Annotated in this window: 14 protein-coding genes and 1 tRNA gene; 6 read left to right on the forward strand and 9 right to left on the reverse strand. The window is 54.0% G+C overall.

All coding sequences use genetic code 11. The features are described from left to right. Nucleotides 1-12 precede the first annotated feature (12 nt). From H7F08_RS04755 to H7F08_RS04780, 6 genes are all read left to right on the forward strand, one after another. Nucleotides 13-1,098: an efflux RND transporter periplasmic adaptor subunit gene (locus tag H7F08_RS04755; RefSeq protein WP_075322493.1), complete on the forward strand. Its 1,086-nt coding sequence runs from the start codon at nucleotides 13-15 to the stop codon at nucleotides 1,096-1,098. Nucleotides 1,099-1,107: 9 nt separating this feature from the next. Then, nucleotides 1,108-4,194 carry an efflux RND transporter permease subunit gene (locus H7F08_RS04760; protein ID WP_024893790.1) on the forward strand — a complete coding sequence of 1,029 codons (3,087 nt, stop codon included), beginning with the start codon at nucleotides 1,108-1,110 and terminating at the stop codon, nucleotides 4,192-4,194. 214 nt (nucleotides 4,195-4,408) lie between these two features. Next, a complete protein-coding gene (gene folD, locus H7F08_RS04765) occupies nucleotides 4,409-5,275 on the forward strand; it encodes a bifunctional methylenetetrahydrofolate dehydrogenase/methenyltetrahydrofolate cyclohydrolase FolD (protein WP_010636806.1) in 867 nt (288 codons plus the stop codon). Then, complete coding sequence (ppk1, locus tag H7F08_RS04770) at nucleotides 5,268-7,373, forward strand: polyphosphate kinase 1 (protein WP_142089762.1); 2,106 nt, start codon at nucleotides 5,268-5,270, stop codon at nucleotides 7,371-7,373. The genes folD and ppk1 overlap by 8 nt, the downstream gene beginning before the upstream one ends. A 15-nt stretch (nucleotides 7,374-7,388) precedes the next feature. Beyond that, nucleotides 7,389-8,027: a ParA family protein gene (locus tag H7F08_RS04775; protein ID WP_010636811.1), complete on the forward strand. Its 639-nt coding sequence runs from the start codon at nucleotides 7,389-7,391 to the stop codon at nucleotides 8,025-8,027. Next, nucleotides 8,005-9,480, forward strand: coding sequence for a CYTH and CHAD domain-containing protein (locus tag H7F08_RS04780; protein WP_193639995.1), 1,476 nt, complete (start codon nucleotides 8,005-8,007; stop codon nucleotides 9,478-9,480). The genes H7F08_RS04775 and H7F08_RS04780 overlap by 23 nt, the downstream gene beginning before the upstream one ends. Here the strand turns inward: H7F08_RS04780 and pepN are convergent. The 9 genes from pepN to rpsU all read right to left on the reverse strand — a co-directional run bounded on the left by pepN (nucleotide 9,477) and on the right by rpsU (nucleotide 20,881). Beyond that, the gene (gene pepN, locus H7F08_RS04785; protein ID WP_142089759.1) at nucleotides 9,477-12,104 is read right to left on the reverse strand and encodes an aminopeptidase N; all 2,628 of its coding nucleotides are present in this window, start codon (nucleotides 12,102-12,104) and stop codon (nucleotides 9,477-9,479) included. The genes H7F08_RS04780 and pepN overlap by 4 nt on opposite strands. After that, nucleotides 12,104-12,961: a thiol:disulfide interchange protein DsbG gene (gene dsbG / locus H7F08_RS04790; RefSeq protein ID WP_142089757.1), complete on the reverse strand. Its 858-nt coding sequence runs from the start codon at nucleotides 12,959-12,961 to the stop codon at nucleotides 12,104-12,106. Before dsbG ends, pepN begins: the two co-directional genes overlap by 1 nt. Before the next feature lie 166 nt (nucleotides 12,962-13,127). Further along, entirely contained in the window at nucleotides 13,128-13,748 is a 621-nt protein-coding gene (gene lexA / locus H7F08_RS04795; protein ID WP_142089755.1) for a transcriptional repressor LexA, read from the reverse strand. 244 nt (nucleotides 13,749-13,992) lie between these two features. Then, nucleotides 13,993-14,069, reverse strand: a tRNA-Ile gene (locus tag H7F08_RS04800). Nucleotides 14,070-14,123: 54 nt separating this feature from the next. Beyond that, nucleotides 14,124-16,022, reverse strand: a complete 1,899-nt coding sequence (rpoD, locus tag H7F08_RS04805) for an RNA polymerase sigma factor RpoD (protein ID WP_319025808.1) — start codon at nucleotides 16,020-16,022, stop codon at nucleotides 14,124-14,126. A 99-nt stretch (nucleotides 16,023-16,121) separates the two neighbouring features. Then, on the reverse strand, nucleotides 16,122-17,882 hold the full coding sequence (dnaG, locus tag H7F08_RS04810; RefSeq protein WP_193639996.1) for a DNA primase: 1,761 nt from the start codon (nucleotides 17,880-17,882) through the stop codon (nucleotides 16,122-16,124). Nucleotides 17,883-17,885: 3 nt separating this feature from the next. Then, nucleotides 17,886-20,216 carry an endonuclease MutS2 gene (locus H7F08_RS04815; protein WP_193639997.1) on the reverse strand — a complete coding sequence of 777 codons (2,331 nt, stop codon included), beginning with the start codon at nucleotides 20,214-20,216 and terminating at the stop codon, nucleotides 17,886-17,888. Next, the gene (locus H7F08_RS04820; RefSeq protein WP_031572369.1) at nucleotides 20,213-20,662 is read right to left on the reverse strand and encodes a GatB/YqeY domain-containing protein; all 450 of its coding nucleotides are present in this window, start codon (nucleotides 20,660-20,662) and stop codon (nucleotides 20,213-20,215) included. Before H7F08_RS04820 ends, H7F08_RS04815 begins: the two co-directional genes overlap by 4 nt. A gap of 3 nt (nucleotides 20,663-20,665) precedes the next feature. Beyond that, nucleotides 20,666-20,881, reverse strand: a complete 216-nt coding sequence (gene rpsU / locus H7F08_RS04825) for a 30S ribosomal protein S21 (RefSeq protein WP_010636820.1) — start codon at nucleotides 20,879-20,881, stop codon at nucleotides 20,666-20,668. Nucleotides 20,882-21,042 lie beyond the last annotated feature (161 nt).

The following is a 21,042-nucleotide window of genomic DNA, read 5'->3' on the forward strand; positions in this document are numbered from 1 at the left end:
GGAGACTGAAATATGAAAAAAGCATTTGTGATTGTCATTATTGGCCTGCTGATTGTTTTTGGCGGAATTTTTGGGTTTAAAGCCTTCGTCAACAGCAAAATTGCCGAAGCGATGGCGCACATGCCCAAGCCGGTAGTCACCGTGAGTGCCGCAACAGCAGAAATTGCCCACTGGCACCCGCAACTGCGCGCCGTTGCCTCGCTGGCAGCCGTTCAGGGTGTGGAGGTCTCTCCACAAATTGCTGGCAATGTGACCGCGATTCATTTTCACTCCGGTCAGTATGTGCAGGCAGGGACGCCGCTGGTGCAGATTGACAATTCTACGCAATTGGCCCAACTGGCCAGTGACCAGGCGCAACTGCGACTGGCTTCCAGCAATTTGCAGCGTACCAAAGAGTTAATCGCCACCAAGGCCGCCAGCCAGGCCCAGCTGGATTCAGCCCAGGCGACCTATCAGACGGATCAGGCTGCCATCAAGGATATTCAGGCGACGCTGAACAAACTGACCATTAGCGCGCCCTTCAGTGGTTATCTCGGCATCCGCCAGGTGAATGTGGGTCAGTATCTGACTCCCGGCACCAAAATAGTGGACCTGCAGTCCTGGAGCCCGCTCTACGCCAACTTCACGTTGCCGCAAAGCGATCTCCAGAATATTCAGGCCGGGACTCCGGTGCAGATCCAAACCGACGCTCTGCCCGGTCAAACCTTTTCCGGAAAAGTGACGGCTCTGGGTTCTGCCGTCAACAGCACTACCCGGCAGATAGAAGTACAAGCCACCATCGATAATCCCAAAAATCAGCTCCGGCCAGGACTGTTCGGGGAGTTGACGGTGGTGCGCGATACCACTGAAAAAGTCCTGGTCATTCCAGTATCTGCCATTTCCTATAACACCTTTGGCGATTATGTTTACGTCATTCATAAAGAGAAAAAGGATGGCAAAACCCAGGAAACCGCCGTGCAACAGGTCATCAAACCCGGCAAGCAGCGCGACGGCATGGTGGAAATACTCTCTGGATTGAAGCAAGGCGACAGAATCGTTACCGCCGGTCAGGTCAAACTGGTCAATGGCAGCCTTGTTACCATCAGCCACAACGCGTAAGGCTAGCTCATGAAATTTACGGATATTTTTGTTCGTCGCCCGGTACTCGCCACGGCGTTGAGTCTGGTAATTTTCCTGCTGGGTCTGCACGCCTACACCATGATGACCGTCCGCGAATATCCGGCCCTGGTCAACACCGTCGTCACCGTTACCACGGCTTACCCCGGTGCCAGTCCCAGCACCGTGCAGGGCTTTATTACCGCACGTCTTGAAAAGGTCATTGCCAGCGCTCCTGACATCAACTACATGACCTCCAACAGTGCGGAGGGGTCCTCCACCATTACGGTGTACATGAAGCTGAATTACAGCCCCAGTGCCGCAGTGGCCAACATTCAGTCTAAAGTCCAGCAGGTGACTGATCAGTTGCCCACGGGTAGCCAGTTGCCCGTGATCAACGTCACAGTGGGCGATACAACAGATTTGATGTATATCGCTTTTTACGGAAATCAACTCAGCCAGCAACAAATTACTGATTATTTGCTGCGCGTGGCGCAACCGCGTCTTGCCTCGGTACATGGTGTTGGTGAGGCCCAGATTTTGCCCCCTGGTGCTGGCAACGGGAATACCTATGCCATGCGCGTCTGGCTGAACCCGCAGAAAATGGCCGCACTTAATGTGACCGCTGCCCAGGTTTCTCAAGCGTTGACAGCCAATGACTTCATCTCGGCCGTGGGGCGGACCCGGGGCAAAACCGTACAAAACACCATTGTGGCCACTACCAGCCTGCACAATGTCAGTGAATTCCGTGACCTAGTCATCAAACAGTCGGGCAACACCCTGATTCGCCTGAAAGATGTCGCCCATGTTGAGCTTGGTGCCCAGAATTATGACTCCCAGGCATTTTTTGACGGCAAACCGGCAGCATTTATCGGCATTCAGGAATCTCCCTCTGCCAATTCTCTGGATGTAGCTGCAGGGGTAAAAAGCTCGCTGGCAAAGCTTGAAAAGAGCCTGCCACCCGGCATGCATGCGGCGATTCCTTATGATGCCAGCACCTTTATTCAGGCCTCCATTGATGAAGTAATGATGACTATTGGGATCACCCTGGCGGTGGTCGTGCTGGTTATCTTCCTCTTCCTGGGTTCGTTCCGGGCGGTGGTCATACCAGCTGTAGCCATACCGCTGTCCATTGTCGGTGCGGGCCTGATCATGTGGTCATTGGGCTTCACCATCAATCTGCTGACTCTGCTGGCAGTGGTGCTGGCCATTGGGCTGGTGGTGGATGACGCCATTATCGTTGTAGAAAACGTGCATCGGCATATTGATGAAGGCAAAAGCCCTTTTGATGCCGCCTTGCTGACCGGGCGCGAACTGGGTGGTCCCATTATCGTCATGTCCACCACATTGATTGCGGTGTTTGCGCCGATTGGCTTTATGGGTGGACTGACCGGCAGTCTGTTTGGAGAATTTGCCTTTACCCTGGTAGCAGCGGTGCTGATCTCCATGATTGTGGCTTTGACGCTGTCGCCCATGCTCTCCAGCAAGGTCTTGAAGCCCACCAAGGAACACGGCTTTGAACACTTCATCGATCAGCGCTTTGTCGGTTTAAGAGGTTTTTATGATCGACTTCTGCACGGTGTCCTGAATTTTGTGCCCGTAGTCATGCTCTTTGCCATAGTCGTTTTCGGCAGCATTTACTTCCTGTTCGCCACTTCCAAATCGGAACTGGCGCCACAGGAAGATCAGGGCATTATTTTCAATGCCGGCACTGGTGGTCCAACTATCACCCCGGACCGGCTGGCTCACTACGGCAAGCAGATTTTGAAGGTGTTCAATAAGTATCCGGAAAAAAAGGCGACCTTCATGGTCACTGGAATTTCCGTCGGCAGTGGTGGTGGAACCAATAGCCTTTTTGCAGGCATGCGTTTAACCAACTGGTCTGATCGTTCGGTTACAGCCATGCAGATTCAGCCCAAATTGCAGCAGCAATTGCAAAGCGTGCCAGGGCTGCAGGTGGCCTCTTTCTTGCCGCCACCATTACCCGGATCTGCAGGCGGCCTGCCGGTACAATTTGTTCTGCAGAGTCCCGGCAGTTACGACAAAATCGATCAGGTAGCTGATCAGGTCATAGCCAAGGCTTACCAGAGTGGCATGTTCTTCTATGTGACCAAGGACCTGCGCATTGACAATCCGGAACTGGTGCTGAAAATCCATCGCAATATTGCCGCCAATCTGGGTTTGACCATGGCGGAAATTGCCCAGGATCTGCAACCTTTGCTGGGCGGCAACTATGTCAACCGCTTTGACATGGAGGGACGCAGCTACAAGGTTATTCCCCAGGTGCCGGACAAGTTCCGTACGGACCCGGAGGCCCTCAAGGACTATTATATTGCCACGGCAACGGGTCAAATGGTGCCCCTGTCAACAGTCGTATCCATCGAAACCAAGGTTGAACCGCAGTTCCTGCCGCAGTTTCAACAGCTTAACTCGGTCACCATTCAGGCGGTTCCCAAGCCGGGAGTAACCATGGGACAGTCTCTGAACTTCTTCCGGAGCACGGCTGAAAAAATCATGCCCAAGGACTTTTCGGTCAATTACGCCAGCCAGTCGCGCGAGTACATGCAGGAAAGTGGTGGATTGCTGACCACTTTTGCACTGGCTATCATCCTGATTTACCTGCTGTTGGCGGCTCAGTTTGAAAGTTTCCGGGACCCCTTGATTGTGCTGATCACCGTTCCCATGTCCATCAGTGGTGCACTGATATTTGTCAGCCTGGGCCTGGCCTCCATCAATATTTACACGGAGGTGGGGCTGATCACCCTGATCGGTTTGATTGCCAAGCAGGGTATTCTGATTGTGCAGTTTGCCAATGAAATCCAGCGTCATGAAGGCTTGGGCAAACGCGATGCGGTGGAAAAGGCGTCGAGTATTCGTCTGCGTCCGATTCTGATGACCACCGGAGCCATGGTACTCGGGGTTCTCCCCCTGCTCCTCATGAATGGACCCGGTGCCGTCAGTCGTTTCCAGATGGGCCTGGTCATTTTCACCGGCTTGGGCATTGGCGCGCTATTCTCGCTATTCGTGGTACCTGCCATGTATATGGTGCTGGCCAAAGATTTGCGTGGGGGCGAAACCCCGTCTGTGCCTGCTTCCTGAAGCGGGTCTTCTAAGGGAGCAGACCGGATACTGGTCACCTGAGCACGGCGGGTGGCCGGGAGGGCCTGCGTCCGGTTTTTACTTGACAAAAAATCGAGGGAACAGAAGAATGTTGGGATATTAGAGTATTTAAAACGACGCAGCTTATTCATAAGGTTAATTTCATGATAAAGAGGGTTTCCCCAGGCCATTCAGCTTCTGCGCAGGGGAAGCAATGACTGCGCAACGTATTGATGGCAAGGCCATTGCCAAAAAACTGCAGGCAGAAACCGCCGAAAAAAGTAGGGCTTTTCTCAAAAACCATGGTCGGCCCCCAGGCCTGGCAGTGGTGCTGGTAGGCAACAATCCGGCCTCCGAAGTGTATGTCCAGAAAAAACGCGACACCTGCAAAAGCGTGGGTATCCATTCTCTGGCGGTAAATCTCCCGGCCGCAAGCAGTCCTGAACAATTACTCCAGAAAATAGCCGAGTTAAATGCTGACGACAGCATCGATGGCATTCTCGTGCAATTACCCCTCCCCCCCCAGTTTGACCCTGAAGTCATCATTGAAGCCATAGCCGTTGAAAAAGATGTGGATGGCTTTCATCCCTACAACGTCGGGCGTCTCGCCCTCCGCGCGCCCCTGCTGCGTTCCTGCACACCAGCCGGGATCATGACCCTGCTTGATGAAATTGACCTGGATGTTCGCGGCAAGGAAGCGGTGATTGTTGGTGCGTCCAACATTGTCGGACGGCCCATGGCTATGGAGCTCTTACTGGCTGGAGCCACCGTCACGGTCTGTCATCGCTTTACCCGCAACCTTCAGGCCCATGTGGAGCGGGCAGAACTCCTGATTGCTGCCGCTGGCAAGCCGGGTTTGATTTCTGGTCAGTGGGTTCGCGACGGTGCTGTGGTCATTGATGTCGGGATCAATCGCTTACCTGATGGTCGCCTGACCGGCGATGTAGACTTTGCCGAAGCCGAAAAAAGGGCAGCCTGGATTACCCCGGTTCCCGGCGGGGTCGGGCCCATGACCGTAGCCACCCTCCTGCAAAACACCATGACGGCCGCCGAACAAAGAGTGCGCCAACGCCATGACTGAAAGCGAGCAGTCAGAATCCGCAGAAAATCCGGTCTCTCTGGATAATGCAGAGCTCTACTTCAATCGTGATCTGAGTATTCTCGCTTTTAACCAACGCGTACTGGCGCTGGCCGATGATCCCCGCGTGCCCTTACTGGAGCGCTTGCGCTTTCTGACCATTGTTTCCAGCAATCTCGATGAATTTTTTGAAGTACGCATGGCCGGATTACTGCAAAGGCGCAAATTTGGTGCCGGACCCTTGGGGCCTGACATGCTGGGTCCGGATCGGGAAATTGCCGCCGTTGCACAAATGGCCCATGAAATCATTCAGGAACAATATCTCTGCCTGAACCAGCGTCTGCTCCCGGCTCTGGCCAAAGAAGGCATTAGGCTGCTGCGCCGTAAGGAATGGCGCGCTGCACAAAAGCGCTGGATCAGCAATTATTTTCAGACTGAAGTCATGCCCTTGTTGACCCCTCTCAGCCTGGACCCGGCACATCCCTTTCCGAAAGTGCAAAACAAAGGTCTGAATTTTGCCATTGTTCTGGAAGGACAGGATGCTTATGGACGACGCAGTCCCATTGCCATCGTTCAGGCCCCCAGGATTCTTCCCCGAATCATCCAGATCCCTCCCCATCTGGCGGGTCCCAGTGATTTTGTGTTTCTTTCCTCCGTCATTCACGAACACGTCACCGCACTGTTTCCCGGCCTGAAAATTCTCGGTTTTTATCAGTTCAGGGTCACCCGTAACAGCGAACTGTTTGTGGATGAGGAAGAAGTGGATAACCTCCTGGACGCATTAGTAGACGAACTGCCCATGCGTCCTTTCGGAGAAGCTGTACGCCTGGAAGTCGCCAATAATTGTCCTCGCGAAGTCGTCGATTATCTGCTCAAACACTTTGAACTGGTGGATGACAATCTCTATTCACTGGCCGGGCCGGTGAACCTGTCCAGGCTGGCGGCCATTATTGACATGGTGCCGCGCCAGGACCTGCTTTTTCCCCCTTTCGTACCGGGACTACCCAGCGTCTGTTCCCGGCCGGAAAATATTTTTGCGCGCCTGCGTGAAGCACCTATTTTGCTGCATCACCCTTACCAGAGCTTTAATCCGGTGCTTGATTTTCTGCGTCAGGCGGCGAGTGATCCCCAGGTCATCGGCATCAAACAGACCCTGTATCGTACCACCCCTGACTCGCCCCTTATTGATGCGCTGATTGAGGCGGCTCTGGCGGGCAAGCAGGTCACAGCCGTGGTTGAACTCAAGGCACGCTTTGATGAAGCCAACAACATCCGCATGGCCGAGCGTCTGGAAGAAGTGGGCGTACAGGTCGTGTACGGGGTCGTCAACCACAAAGTCCATGCCAAAATGATTCTGATATTGCGCCGCGAGGATGAAGGTATCCGCCTTTACGGACATCTCGGCACAGGCAACTACCACCCCCGCAACGCCCGGATTTATACAGACCTGAGCCTGTTGACCGCCGATTCAGATATTACCGCCGACATGAATGATCTGTTCATGCACATCACCGGCATGGGCAGGGTGCCCCAGTTGCGGCGCCTGCTGCAAAGCCCCTTTACGCTGTTCAACGCGCTCATTCAGGCCATTGAAGCAGAAACCCGCAGGGGTAGCGAAGGACGTATTCTGGCACGGGTAAACGCGCTGGTGGAGCCGGAGTTGATTCGTGCCCTGTACCGGGCCTCTCAGGCGGGCGTCGAAATTGATCTGGTAGTGCGCGGTGCCTGCGCCCTGCGTCCTGGCATTGCCGGCGTTTCCGAGCATATTCGGGTGCGCTCCATTGTCGGTCGTTTTCTGGAACACAGCCGGGTTTATTATTTCGGCAACGGACGGCATCCCAAGCTGTGGATTTCCAGCGCGGACTGGATGGGACGCAACCTGTTTAGACGCCTGGAGGTTGCCGTTCCAATACAGGACCCGGACCTCCGCGCCCGGGTTCTCGAGGAAACCCTGCAGCTTTATCTGCAGGATGACTGCAACGCCTGGCTCATGAAGGCGGACGGCAGCTATGAACAACTGCGCCGAAGCCCGGAAGATGACTGTCAATCCGCCCAGGAGATCCTGCTGCGGCACTATGATCGCAGCAGTCAACATGGCTAGATAGGAATACCAGGCATGATTAGAACGCTGGTCCTCAACAGCAAGGGAGGTGCAGGCAAAACCACTGTAGCCACCAATCTGGCCAGCCTTCTGGCGCTGCGTGGTACGGTTCTCCTTGCCGATCTGGACCCCCAACAGTCGTCTTCCCACTGGGTCAAGCGCCGCTCGCCCCTGCTCCCCAAGCTGAATGTGGTGGAAGATGCCGAACGCGACTTCCGTGATTATCCCACCAGTGACTATGTGGTCATGGATGCCCCTGCAGGGCTCAAAAAGAAACGCCTTGAAGACATGCTGGGTGAAGTAGAAGTTCTGCTGGTCCCCATCGGTCCCTCTCTTTTTGATCTGGATGCCAGCCAGCTTTTTCTGCAAAAACTTGAAGAAATCAAGCGCTACCGTAAAGGTAAAGTGCGGATGGGGGTGATTGCCAATCGGGTAAATGCACGTACCCGGGGTGCCCAGCATCTGCAAAGTGTCCTGAGTGAATGGAATCTGTCCGTGGTGGCGACCTTGCGGGATAGTCAGATTTACGTCCGTGCCGCCCAATGTGGTGCTGGAATTGCCGACCTGCGTGCCGCAGAAAATCGCAATGAATTACCGCAATGGGTACGCATACTGAATTTTGTCATGGAGGATGGTGGTGGAAGAGGAACTTAAATTACAGATTATGGACGATACGGCTCCAGTCTGGAAACGTATTGCCGAACATCCTCTACTGGCCATCAGCAAAGAACCTCCGCTTCAGCTTCATGCGTTTTATTTTGATAGTCGTGATGGCGCCCTGCAACGTGCGCGTCTGGCTTACCGCGTTCGCCGCGAAGAAGATGCCTGGATAGCCACACTCAAGGCCGGCGGTCAATCAGCGGGCGGGCTGCACCAACGTCCGGAGTGGAATGTTCCGGTCGCTAGTAACCAGCCCGACCTGAGCGTCTTCACCGATAGTGAAGCCGCCGCCATGCTTGCACCCTTCACGGAACTGGACTTGCAGGTCATCCTGGAAACCCGTTTCGAACGCCACGAGAGCAGGGTTACCCATACCGATGGCAGTGAAATCATTGTAGCGCTTGATCGCGGGGAAATTCTGGCCAGAGGCCAGAGCGAATCTATCCGCGAGGTGGAGTTGGAACTCGCCAAAGGGAATGCAGCAGCAGTACTCGAAATGGGCGCATCCCTCTGTCAGGATCTTCCTCTGATTCCCGACCAGGAAAGCAAATTGTTTCGCGGTTTGCGCCTGGCCGGACTGGTTTCCGATGAAAAACCGCGCGACACGGCATGGCCCCTGCACCGCCGGGAAAATGCCGGCACCGCATTCAGCCAGATACTAACCTGGCAACTCCAGCAAATTATTCACGACACACGCAAACACTGGGCTAAAACTTCTCCGGAGAGTTTTCACGACCTGCGCAAAAGTGTGCGCAGCCTCAGAGCAACCTTGCGCTTTTGCCGTGCGCTCGACCCGGACAATCTATTGCAACCCTTCCGCCTCGCGCTTCAGGAATGGTTTCACCAGCAAAATCAAAAACGTGATTATGAAGCCCTGCTGGGATACTGGACCGAAATTGCCGCGACCATGACCCTGGACCCCGCCCCCTTGCAGGGCATTTTATCCGCGCAAGCACCTCAGCAAGCCGAACAATTACCGCAGTTGGTCGCCATCCTGCTCAAACTCTGGGCCAGTTTAATGCGACATCCATTGACCCACGCCAAAAACCTGCAGGATTTCAGCGAAACCCAATTACATCGCGAAGACCGCAAACTGATGGCTGCCGGCAAAATGCTGCTGGATCATCCCGAAGCCTTACACAGCCTGCGTATCCGTATCAAAAATACCCGTTATGTGATGATCACCCTGGCGCCGCTATGGCCCGGAAAAGATAGCAAAGCATTACTGAAATTACTGGCGACTCTGCAGGGTATTGCTGGAGAAATCCACGATGCGGACATGGCAGGCCAATATCTGAATCCCCTGACCAACAATCTTAAAGCAGGTGTGGCTTTTCAGGCAGGCGCGTTATTGGGGTTCCTGCAGGGCCGCGAGGCCCGACAGCGTAAAAAATTCCAGAAATTCTGGTTGAGACTGGAATCCACGGCCCGGCCATGGGATAGCTAAGCGGTAGGATACGACCGCTGGATGACCTCGGCCAGATCGCGGGACAGGTTGGTTTTTGCTGCCAACAGTTGCAGGGCATTCATCATGCCTTGCTGGCGGACCTTGTCATAACGTTGCCAACGGCTGAGTGGTGTGGCCAGGCGAGCGGCGGTTTGCGGGTTGATATCATCCAGCCTACGGATTTGCTCGGCAAAAAAAGCATAACCTGATCCATCAGCCGCATGAAATAAGGTCGGATTCATGGAAAAAGCACCCAACACCGCACGCACCCTATTGGGCACTTTCCAGTCAAAAGCCGGATGCACCAAAAGATGCTGCACATGACGCAAGGTATCGGGACGCGGTGCCATGGCCTGAATAGCGAACCATTTGTCGATTACCAGCGGATAATCCTGCCATTTCTGATAAAAATCCAGAAGGATGTCTTCAGCATCATGTTTGGGATGCTGCACCAGCAATTGAAAAGCCGCCAGACGGTCTGTCATGTTATCGGCCTGCACATATTGCTGACGCGCATGCAGGGTCATGTCCTCGTGACGACTGTGGTCACTATGAATCAGATAACTCAATGCCATGTTACGAAGACGGCGACGACCAATGGAAGCCCCTTCCCGCTCATAAGCGCCGGCAAGATCTTGATAAAGACCTAACCATTCATCATGAAAATGTGCACCAATTGTATCGAGCAGGGTCTCCCGCGCTTGATGAATGGCATCCACCGCAATGACCTGCATCTTTTCACCGATATAATCCTCACTGGGCAAAGTCAGCAACTCCGCGCGAAAAGCCGGGTCCATCTGGCTTTGTTTCAATGTGGCAGACAGCGCCTGCTTGAGGGCAGCAGGCAACACCTCAAGTTTCTTATGATTTTCTACCCCTTCCAGCAAAGATTTGAGGGCCAACTCCTGGGTGCTCTCCCAGCGATTGAAAGGGTCATCATCGACACCGGCCAGAAAACTGCGGGCCTGATCATCGAGAGCAATATCCAGCCGCACCGGCGCGGAAAAACCCCGCAACAGGGAGGGGATTACCGGATCGGGCAAGCCCTCAAAAGTCCAGCTTTGACTGGCCTGCTCCAATAAAATTACTTTTTCGGTTGCGCCTGTTTTATCCAGAACCGCTTTATCTCCCCGGGTGTTCAGCAAAGCCATACGCACCGGAACAGGTACCGGCTCCTTGTTTGACTGTCCGGGCGTGGCGGGAGTGGACTGCTGCAAGGTCAGCGTGTAGGAACGACTCGCGGGATCATAACTTCCTTCTGCCTTTACTTGTGGTGTTCCGGCCTGGGAATACCAACGCCGAAAACCGGAAAGATCGTAGTGGTTGGCCTCTTCCATGGCTGCCACAAAATCTTCAATGGTCACCGCATGACCATCATGTCGCTCAAAATACAAATCCGTGCCGCGCCGAAAGCCTTCCTTGCCCAGCAAGGTGTGGATCATACGCACCAGTTCCGCGCCCTTTTCATACACCGTCGCCGTGTAAAAATTATTAATTTCCGAATAGGCATCGGGACGCACCGGATGCGCCAGCGGGCCAGCATCTTCAGGAAACTGGGCGGAGCGCAGGCGGCGCACATCGCCAATCCGTTGCACCCCGCGTGAGTTCATGTCGGCACTGAATTCCTGATCCCGAAATACCGTCAAACCTTCTTTGAGGCTCAGTTGAAACCAGTCCCGCAAGGTTACCCGGTTACCCGTCCAGTTATGAAAATATTCATGGGCGATAACCGATTCAACGCCCTGATAATCCGTATCGGTGGCGGTTTCAGGACTGGCCAGCACATATTTGGAGTTGAAAATGTTGAGGCCCTTGTTTTCCATGGCGCCCATGTTGAAGCTGTCGGTCGCCACAATCATGTAGCGATCCAGATCATATTCGCGCCCGTAAACCTCTTCATCCCAGCGCATGGCCCGCTTCAGGCTTTCCATGGCTTGATCGCAAGATCCAAGATCCCTTTCAGCCACATAAATTTCCAGCGTCACCGACCGACCGGATTGCGTCACAAAAACATCGCGCTGTACGGCCAGATCACCGGCCACCATGGCAAATAAGTACGCGGGCTTGGGATAAGGATCTTCCCAGCGCGCCCAATGCCAATTGTTGTCTTCATCTCCCTGGGCAATGCAGTTGCCATTGGCCAGCAGCACCGGACAGGTTTTTCGGGAAGCGTGCAAAGTCACCGTAAATTTGGCCAGACAATCCGGACGATCCAGATAATAGGTAATCCGGCGGAAACCCTCCGCCTCGCATTGCGTCAAAAACTGTCCACCGGCAAAATACAAACCGGACAGGGTCAAATTGGCAGCGGGGTGAATCCGAACCCGGGTTTCCAACACAAACTCCGGCTCTGGGTTCAACAGGGTCAAACCCGTCGCATCAGAACGAAACAAATTTTCCGCCAGGGGCTGACCATCTTGTAAAACACTCAGCAATTCGAGGGATTCGCCGTCCAGGTGCAACTCGGCTACCGGCTCTGAAACCAGTCTCTGAAAATGCAGGCAGGCCTCCACTTCGGTATTTTCCGGGTCCAGATGAACATTCAGCGCGACCTCGGTAATCCGATAGAGGGGCGGCTGATAATCTTCGCGATGAATAACCGCGTTATTATCTTGAGCAATCATCAATGGCAAGCTCCATTTTCCAGGCTGCTGATATGATCAACAAAATCGGCCAGACTGGAGCGATCCAAACCATGTGCCAGAACGGCCTGATTCTGGGCATTACAGTAAATAAGGGTCGGGGTCGCCACTTCTCCGCTTTCACTCAGCAGCTTGGTATTGTTTTCTACCGCAGCCAGGGTCGCGGGCGAAGGATTTTTAGCAGGAGTAATACCGCCCTCTTCCGTTGCCTCATCAAAGCCTTTTTCATTTTCCGCCATGGCGGTAGCAGGGTCACTGGCCCCCAAAATAGCCGCCGCTTTACCGGCGCTGCTGGGCTTCAGGAAAGCCACGACCACATAGCGGACACGCAATTTACCTGCGGCAATAAGCGGTTTGGCTTCTTCGTAAAACTTGTGACAGTAAATGCAGTTAGGGTCCACAAAAGCCGTGAGTTCCGGCCCCTTGTTTCCCAGCACAAAACTGTCTGCATGCGCGGCTTTTTCGGCCAAAACCGCAGCCGATGCCGGTTTGGGAATGAGCCCCAGCTTGATCATGTCAGCATGGGCGGCATCCTGACCTTGCTGATTGAGCACCGGTCCGGCCACCAGATATTGTCCATCTGCCGTCGCATAAGCAATGGTCGGATGACCTTCCATACTGACTTCAATACCCGTCAAACCACCAGGCCCAGGAAAAACCTTTTCAGCACTGGCCTGGCCATGGGTAACATCATTCAGCAGCTTCTTGGCGCCATTCAGACTCAACGGACTGCTGCTCGTGGCGGAATCAGGATTAATGGCAAAGCGTTCGATAACTGCCCCCGTTAAGCCGCCAATAATTAGAAGACCCACTGCCAGAGCGATAGATGATTTGTCCATGTATGAATGTTAATCCTGTAAATTCTGAAAAAAGTGATAACGTATGATTGTAAACCGCTGAGCGCATCAAGACCAGAAACGACAAGAACCGAAAAACCATTGATACACGCGGCAAGCTCTTGAAAGAAGACCTTCAACGCCGGAGATGGTTCCAGTAATGGATTTTTTAGAGGCGGTTACCAATCCGCAGCAGGCCTACAACCTGCCCTTCAATCAGCAAATCATCACGGGACAAGTCCACCTCAATGGGAGAAAAATCCGGATTTTCGGGTAACAGGCTGACTTTGCCCTGCTTTCGTTGCCAACGCTTGACCGTAACCTCTCCGTTGACTCGAGCCACGACAATCTGGCCATTTTGCGGCGTAAAGCCAGCCTCATGGCGCACCGCCAGAATATCGCCATCCAGAATACCCGCATCGCGCATACTCATACCCTGCACCCTCAACAAATAATCAGCCCCCGGCGAAAATAGTTTAGGGTCCACCGGCAACTGCCCCTCGCGAAACTCCTCAGCCAGCATCGGTTGCCCGGCGGCTACCCGACCCACCAAAGGCAAGCCCATGGTCGCGCCCAAATCTTCGTGCAGGCGAATCCCCCGTGCGGTACCATTTTGCAGTTCCAGATAACCTTTGCGCGCCAACATGCGCAAATGGGTTTCCGCCGCATTGGGTGAACGAAAGTCAAAGGCTTTCATCAATTCCGCACGCGTGGGTGGCAAATTGTCTTCCAGCATCCGAGCGCGAATCCAGGCCAGAATCTCGGCCTGACGCGGCGTCAGTTTATCCATGCCATGACTCCAGAATGTGTACATAGGATTCTGTATTTTTATACAGTACGCAGAAAAACGCAAGACCGCTGCAAACTCAACAAAATGCTGAAAGCATCCGAATCACACCCGTTCAAGTTCCTGCCGGTTTTTTGACAACTGTGGTCGTAAGAATAAGACTTAGTTACAGATTCAGCATGGTACCGAATTTGCGTCTGATGAGTAGAGGATTGTCAATGACTAATTTATAACTGCTTGATTTAATTGGTGGGCCCGCACGGACTCGAACCGTGGACCAAGGGATTATGAGTCCCCTGCTCTAACCAACTGAGCTACAGGCCCTGAAGAGAGGGCGCGAAATCGCTCTCGCGCCCGCATTTTTACCACATTTACCCTTCAGGAAGGAATGGTGACTTCTCCGTCCACAAAACTCTTTAAACGCTCAGAGCGGGAAGGATGGCGCAGCTTCCGCAGCGCCTTGGCTTCAATCTGACGGATACGCTCACGGGTCACATCAAACTGTTTACCCACTTCTTCAAGGGTGTGATCCGTGTTCATGCCGATTCCAAAGCGCATACGCAACACTTTGGCCTCTCGGGCTGTCAGACCATTGTCCAGAAGTTCTTCGACAACCTCGCGAATAGCCGCGTTGACTGCTGATTCGGCCGGCGCTGTGACATTACGATCTTCAATAAAGTCACCCAGATGGGAGTCTTCGTCGTCACCAATGGGAGTTTCCATGGAAATCGGTTCCTTGGCAATTTTCAGCACCTTGCGAATCTTGTCCTCGGGCATTTCCATGCGCTCTGCCAGCTCTTCCGGTGATGGCTCACGACCCATTTCCTGCAGCATTTGCCGACTAATCCGGTTCAGCTTGTTGATGGTTTCAATCATGTGCACCGGAATACGAATGGTGCGCGCCTGATCGGCAATACTGCGGGTAATGGCCTGTCTAATCCACCATGTAGCGTAGGTAGAAAACTTGTAGCCACGCCGGTATTCAAACTTGTCCACCGCTTTCATCAAGCCGATATTGCCTTCCTGAATCAAATCCAGAAATTGCAGACCACGATTGGTGTACTTCTTGGCAATGGAAATGACCAGACGCAGGTTGGCTTCGACCATTTCTTTTTTGGCCCGCCGGGCTTTTGCCTCACCAATAGACATCAAACGGCTGGCTTCCTTGATTTCTGCAACCGGCAAGCCCGCCCGTTTTTCAATGTCTGCCAGACGCTTCATGATGGCGAGAATATCATCCCGATATTCCACTAACCGCGCGCTATAAGTAAAGCCACCATTAATCTGTTGGTCTATCCAGCCCAGATCACTTTCATGACCCGGATAACTGCGCACAAATTCCTTCCGGGGAAAACGCGCCCGCTCAATACAAATCTCCATGAGCTCACGCTCACATTGGCGCACGCCGTCAGTTAAAGCCCGCAAGGCATCGGCCATCACATCAATCTGGCGACCATTCAGCTTGATTTCCAGAAAGCGTTCTGCCAGCTCGCGTCTTTTTTCCTGATAGCTTTCGTCATGCATTTCACCTTCGGCATGACTGGCAAGCAGATTCAGATAGGCTTCGCGAATGACGGCAAAGCGCTCCAGGGCTTCTTCCAGCTGGGGACCCTTATCCGCTTCAAGAGTGCCTTCTTCACCTTCTTCATCTTCATCATCCGTGTCTTCAGGCTCTTCGCCTTCCAGCAAAACAGACTCTTCGTCTTCACTGACAGCTTCTGCATCCAGAGCATTGGGATCAATAAATGCATCCACCACTTCATCCAGGCGCGTTTCTCCGCGCTCAACCCGATCAGCAGCATCCAGCAACAGCGAGATGGTGGTCGGGCAGGTGGAAACCGCACGCAAAACCTGCATCAGACCATCTTCAATGCGGCGGGCTATTTCAATTTCGCCTTCCCGGGTTAAAAGCTCAACCGTGCCCATCTCACGCATGTACATACGTACCGGGTCACTGGTACGGCCAATATCCGCTTCGACGACAGCCAGGGCTTCCTCAGCAGCTTCTTCGGCTTCCTGGGCAGCCACGCCGACATTACCTTCACCATCCAGAAGAGTATCGCCATCCGGCGCTTCTTCAAAAACTTCGATGCCCATGTCATTAATCATGGAAATGACATTTTCCATCTGCTCAGGATCAAAAACTTCTTCAGGCAGATGATCGTTAATCTCCCCGTAGGTCAGGTATCCCTGCTCTTTTCCGCGCGCGATCAGACGCTTCAGCTCAGACCGCTGAGACTCATTGTCCACTACACTCTCACCGTCTCTCATAACCATCCTGCACTCGCGGAAAGCCGCATATTATATAAGAAAAACCACCAGGATGAAAAGCTAAATTCATTGACAGCATTCATCCATCCTTTTTGTCTGGACCCTTCAGGATTCGGGACGCTTGTGGCGACCACGTCTGGTCAACAACACGATCTCGGTGCGTTCCTGCTCTGTCAGCGCGCCCAATCCCGAGCGATCTGCCGTAAGTGCTATATAGTCCCCCCGGGCGGTGCTCAGGCGCCGATTTACCCTGTGCACACATTCAGGTATTTCATTGCGCAACAATGCGCCCCCCTGGCTCTCATCCGCCTCGGACATGACCAGGGCATAACAAAACTCTGCCAAGTCAGTGCCAGCCAGTCTCGCCAAAAGCTCGTGAGAACTTAAATGGGTCATGTTTGCCAAAATATCAAGGGTAGCATCGAGTTTTTTTGCAATGGGGTCAGACGCAAAAGGGAGCAGATCCTTTTCCAGTTGCTGCCAGACAGGGTCATCAGGATGATTCAAGAGCAGGCGCATCGCGTTCTTGAAGAGGGAGGGCCCGTCTTTGCTCCGCGACGGTTGCGCTGACGCTGTAACTCGAGCATCCCGACGACGCGTTTTGGAAGGTATGGCAAAGGTCAGACCACATAACTCCTGGAGTTTATGGAGATAAACTTCCCGCAAAGTGGCATCATTTATACGCTGTAAAAATTCCCGCGCTTCCCGCAGAAACTGGGCTTTTTCATCTTCTGCGGCAATATTATGGCGACGCTGCAGTTCATCGAGAAAAAAATCGATGGCCGGCTGGGCCGTCGGGAATAAAGCTTCCAGCGCTGCTGCGCCCTGCTCGCGCACCAGCGAATCCGGGTCCTGGCCATCCGGCAAAAACAGTACCCGCAGCAGACGCCCCTCGCGCAACAATTCAGGCGCCATTTGCACCGCCCGCCAGGCCGCCTTACGGCCGGCAGCATCCCCATCAAAGCACAGCAAAATCTCTGCAGCCGCACGAAACAGCATCTGTAGCTGACTTTCCCCGAGTGCCGTACCACTGGCGGCAACGGCATAATCCAGTCCGGCCTGATGCAGGGTGATGACATCCAGATAGCCTTCCACCAGCACGGCACGATTCATTCGACGCAGGCCATCCCGGGCCTGATGCAGGCCGTAAAGCACCTGCCCCTTATGGTACAGCGGACCTTCGGGAGAGTTCAGATACTTGGGCTCCCGGCCATCGAGACTGCGTCCCCCCAATCCGACCAGATGGCCGCGACCATCACGAATCGGAAAAATGACCCTGTCCCGAAAACGATCATAAACAGAATGGTCCTCGCGGCTACTCACCAACCCTGCACCAATCAGTGCGCGTCGGGTATTTTCATCCTTACCCAGTTGCTGACTCAGAAAATTCGCGGCAGGAGGAGCATAACCCAATTCAAAGCGGGTAATGATTTCCGGATGGAGACCCCGGCTCTGCCAGTACTGCTGGGCCGCCGGATTTTTTACCAGTGCATCACGGTACAGGCTGACCGCCTTGTCCAGAATCTGCCGAAAAGGGCGGAGATCTTCCTGAACAGACTGACCAACAGCCTCTTCAGGTAAGGCCACCCCGGCATCTTCCGCCAGCAAGGCTACCGCCTCAGGGAAGGAAAGACGATCATGGGCCATCAGAAACCCGATGGCGTTACCATGGGCATGACATCCAAAACAATAGTAAATCTGTTTTTCCTGACTCACTGAAAATGAGGGACTTTTTTCCTGATGAAAAGGACAGCAGGCCCAAAAATCCTTGCCTTTTTTCTTCAGGGGAACACGACCCTCCACCAGACGGATCAAATCGGTCCGTTCGAGGAGCGCATCTATGAATGCGGGAGAAAATTTGACCATGTTTCAGCGTAGCTCCAACTCACTAACACCGCCACCCCCCTGCTCGGGACGGGCCATACGCCACTGGATGATGCGCGGATCCTGATGGGCAAATTCCCTGACCATTTCAGCCAGGACGCCATTGCCTTTACCATGCAGCACCTCAATGTGCTGGCGACCGGAAGCCATGGCGCCATCCACATGGCGGCACAAAGCCTGCCAGGCATCTTCGCGCAGCTGACCACGCAGATCGAGACGCCACGGATGGTTTTCTGGTGAAGCATACTGAGTACTCCCTTTTTCCTTGGGTATTTCCAGTGCGGAATCCGCGCGGAACTGCTCCAGGGGAATCCACACCTGCTTGCCGCGCAACTGAATTTGCAGACGTTGCCGGGCAGCATCGACACGGACAATCTGGGTAACCTGGCGCAGGGGCAGAAACAAGCCTTTGCTGCCGACTGCGGGCAAATCAACTGACACGGCTTCGGCCATCTGAAAAGGCGTACCCAACTGTTCCAGTGCCGCACTGGCCGCCTGGGTATCCCGTCCAGATTTGAGCGCAGCGATGGTTTTACGCACTTCACTGCGCGCATTCTGCAGCAATTGTGTCCACTCATTGCGAGCCTGTTCAGCGGCCCGCTCCCGATCCTGACGTGCCGCATCCAGTTCACGCTGCAAACGTTTCACCGATTTGTCAGCTTCCATGCGCGCCTGCGCCGCTTCATCCATTGCCTGTTGTGCGGCGCGCAACAGGCCTTCCCGTTGTGCTTCCCAGCGTTCCCAGTCCTCGCGATCATCCGCGTACAAGGCCTCGGCGCGCTGTACCAGCGCTTCAGGCATCCCGACACGTCGCGCGATAGTCAACCCTTGACTGGCACCACCTACTCCCCATTGCAGACGATAGGTCGGGGCAAGACGTTCTGCGTCAAAGCCCATACCGGCCAAAGCTACGCCAGCGCGGCTGAGGGCATAACGTTTCATGATTTCCTGATGACTGGTGAGCACCGCACAGGCTTGAACCGACAGGAGCGCCTCGGCCACGGCCTGGGCCAGGGCACCCCCTTCGCGGGGATCCGTACCATTACCCAGCTCATCCAACAGTACCAGGCTGTGTTGATCAGCCTGCTCCAGCACCCTGCGCAAGCGACTCACCTGTGCCGAAAAAGTAGACAGGTCCGTATGAATATCCTGAGCGTCACCGATAACCGCAAAGCCTTGCCGAAAATATCCCAGACGACCTTCAGCAGCCACCGGCATGCCTAAATAAGCCATCAGATGGTTCAACCCCAGGGCCTTGAGCAGTGCCGTTTTGCCACCCGTATTGGGTCCGGTAATGACCAGTTGATGATTACTTTCGCCCAAAGCCAGAGGATTACCAACCACCTGACCCGGATGCTGCATACACAGCAGGGGATGACGTAAATTGTGCAGATCAAAGGCCGGGCGATTATCCACCTGAACCAGCGTACCGTGAAAATCCTTGCCCAGTTCCAGGGCGGCGCGAACTCCGTCCAGCCGTCCAATGTACTTTAAGGCGCGGCGCATGGACGGCACTTGCTGGCTTACGGCCGCACTTAAGGCCCGTAGCACCTTTTCCTGCTCCAGACGTTCGGCCTGGCGGTCCTGCACCAACTGGTTATTCAGGTCTACCGCCGTTAAGGGCTCCACAAAAAGGGTTTCACCACTCGCCGAACGATCATGGACAATAACCTTGATACGGCCTTTGTGGCTGGTTTTCAGGGGCAATACATAGCGGTCATTCCGCTGGACAATCAGCTGATCCTGCCAGTAATCCTGCCAATCGGGATTACGTAAAAATCCCTGCAAAAAGCGTTGTATTTCAGCGCGCCCCTGGCGCAACTGCCGGCGAATGGCGCTTAATTCAGCACTGGCAGCATCCAGAAGTTCGCCTTCATCATCCAGGGCCTGCTGCAGATGCCGCAGCAGCGATAGTGAAGGCTCCAGGTCTGTTGCCCATTCCGTCAGCGTGTCGTTGACTTCCCGCAAGGCCGAGGCATAGTGCTTCTGGCCATGCAAAACCCGGGTTATCTGCTGCAACTCGCGGCCGCTCAGAATGGCGCCGGGGCGCTCAAGCAGGTCCAGCAGGGAACGAACGTCCGGGAAAATGTGGATGGGCAGCGAAAAGCCAGCAACAGATCGTTCCGCCAGCAAAAGCGCCATATTAAGGCGCTGCTGAATTTCAGCAAGGCCTACCCAGGGATGGAGGTTTTCCACATAATGCTGCCCATATTCATGGGCACATTTGGCCAGCCAGGCGGCACGAATATCTTCCAGATCGAGGGCTCTGGAAAAGCTGTCCTGCCAGGGAGCCGCCCCTGCCACAGCGTCTTTCATCCGTTATTCAGGCGCGCCTTTACTTTTTCCGCAACCAGCGCCATATCAGCCCGACCCAGCAATTGCGGTTTCAGGCTGTTCAACACCTTACCCATATCTTTGGGACCGCTGGCGGCAGTGTTTGAAACCGCTTCTGCGATCAGGGCATCAATGGCTTCCATACTCAGGGGCTCGGGGAGATAAGCGGAAAGGATGACAATTTCTGCTTCTTCCTTATCGGCAAGATCCGGGCGATTTCCCGCTCTGAACTGACTGGCAGAATCTTTTCTTTGCTTGATCAGTTTTTCGGCGATACTTAGAACCTCGGTATCATCCAACTCGCGGCGATCGTCCACCTCACGTTGCTTGATCGCTGCCTGGAGCATGCGAATAGTGGTAAGACGATCAGACTCACGAGCGCGCATCGCCGCCTTCATGTCCTCCTGAAGACGTTCGCGTAAAGACATGCTTCAGTACATCCGAACCAAACGCATGGACTGACGACGCATCCGCTTCAAAGCCCGCTTGCGCGCAGCAGCAGCCTTGCGCTTGCGCTCTTCGGTGGGCTTTTCATAAAACTCGCGACGACGTACTTCCGTCAGGACTCCGGCTTTTTCACAGGAGCGTTTGAAGCGCCGCAGCGCCACTTCGAAAGGTTCATTTTCTTTAACACGAACAGTTGGCATAGAAGGTTTCTGACCTCATCAAAAATAAAAGCTTAGCGAGAAAGGGGCAGAGTATAGGCAGATCAACGGCGCGAGTCAAAAAGAAACCACGCTCAGCAGTCGTTGTAAAAAACACAAAACTATAGTTGCATCTGCTTGACAGGATGATCAAAAAGAATGCT

Origin of the sequence: Acidithiobacillus sp. HP-11 (assembly GCF_015100075.1) — a bacterium.
Classification (GTDB): Bacteria; Pseudomonadota; Gammaproteobacteria; order Acidithiobacillales; family Acidithiobacillaceae; genus Acidithiobacillus; species Acidithiobacillus thiooxidans.

What these genes read in the sequence shown, in the direction of transcription:
- H7F08_RS04755 (WP_075322493.1), top strand. Translation starts at nt 13, where the DNA reads ATGAAAAAAGCATTTGTGATTGTCATTATTGGCCTGCTGATTGTTTTT.
- H7F08_RS04760 (WP_024893790.1), top strand. Translation starts at nt 1,108, where the DNA reads ATGAAATTTACGGATATTTTTGTTCGTCGCCCGGTACTCGCCACGGCG.
- folD (WP_010636806.1), top strand. Translation starts at nt 4,409, where the DNA reads ATGACTGCGCAACGTATTGATGGCAAGGCCATTGCCAAAAAACTGCAG.
- ppk1 (WP_142089762.1), top strand. Translation starts at nt 5,268, where the DNA reads ATGACTGAAAGCGAGCAGTCAGAATCCGCAGAAAATCCGGTCTCTCTG.
- H7F08_RS04775 (WP_010636811.1), top strand. Translation starts at nt 7,389, where the DNA reads ATGATTAGAACGCTGGTCCTCAACAGCAAGGGAGGTGCAGGCAAAACC.
- H7F08_RS04780 (WP_193639995.1), top strand. Translation starts at nt 8,005, where the DNA reads ATGGTGGTGGAAGAGGAACTTAAATTACAGATTATGGACGATACGGCT.
- pepN (WP_142089759.1), bottom strand. Translation starts at nt 12,104, where the DNA reads ATGATTGCTCAAGATAATAACGCGGTTATTCATCGCGAAGATTATCAG.
- dsbG (WP_142089757.1), bottom strand. Translation starts at nt 12,961, where the DNA reads ATGGACAAATCATCTATCGCTCTGGCAGTGGGTCTTCTAATTATTGGC.
- lexA (WP_142089755.1), bottom strand. Translation starts at nt 13,748, where the DNA reads ATGGATAAACTGACGCCGCGTCAGGCCGAGATTCTGGCCTGGATTCGC.
- rpoD (WP_319025808.1), bottom strand. Translation starts at nt 16,022, where the DNA reads ATGGTTATGAGAGACGGTGAGAGTGTAGTGGACAATGAGTCTCAGCGG.
- dnaG (WP_193639996.1), bottom strand. Translation starts at nt 17,882, where the DNA reads ATGGTCAAATTTTCTCCCGCATTCATAGATGCGCTCCTCGAACGGACC.
- H7F08_RS04815 (WP_193639997.1), bottom strand. Translation starts at nt 20,216, where the DNA reads ATGAAAGACGCTGTGGCAGGGGCGGCTCCCTGGCAGGACAGCTTTTCC.
- H7F08_RS04820 (WP_031572369.1), bottom strand. Translation starts at nt 20,662, where the DNA reads ATGTCTTTACGCGAACGTCTTCAGGAGGACATGAAGGCGGCGATGCGC.
- rpsU (WP_010636820.1), bottom strand. Translation starts at nt 20,881, where the DNA reads ATGCCAACTGTTCGTGTTAAAGAAAATGAACCTTTCGAAGTGGCGCTG.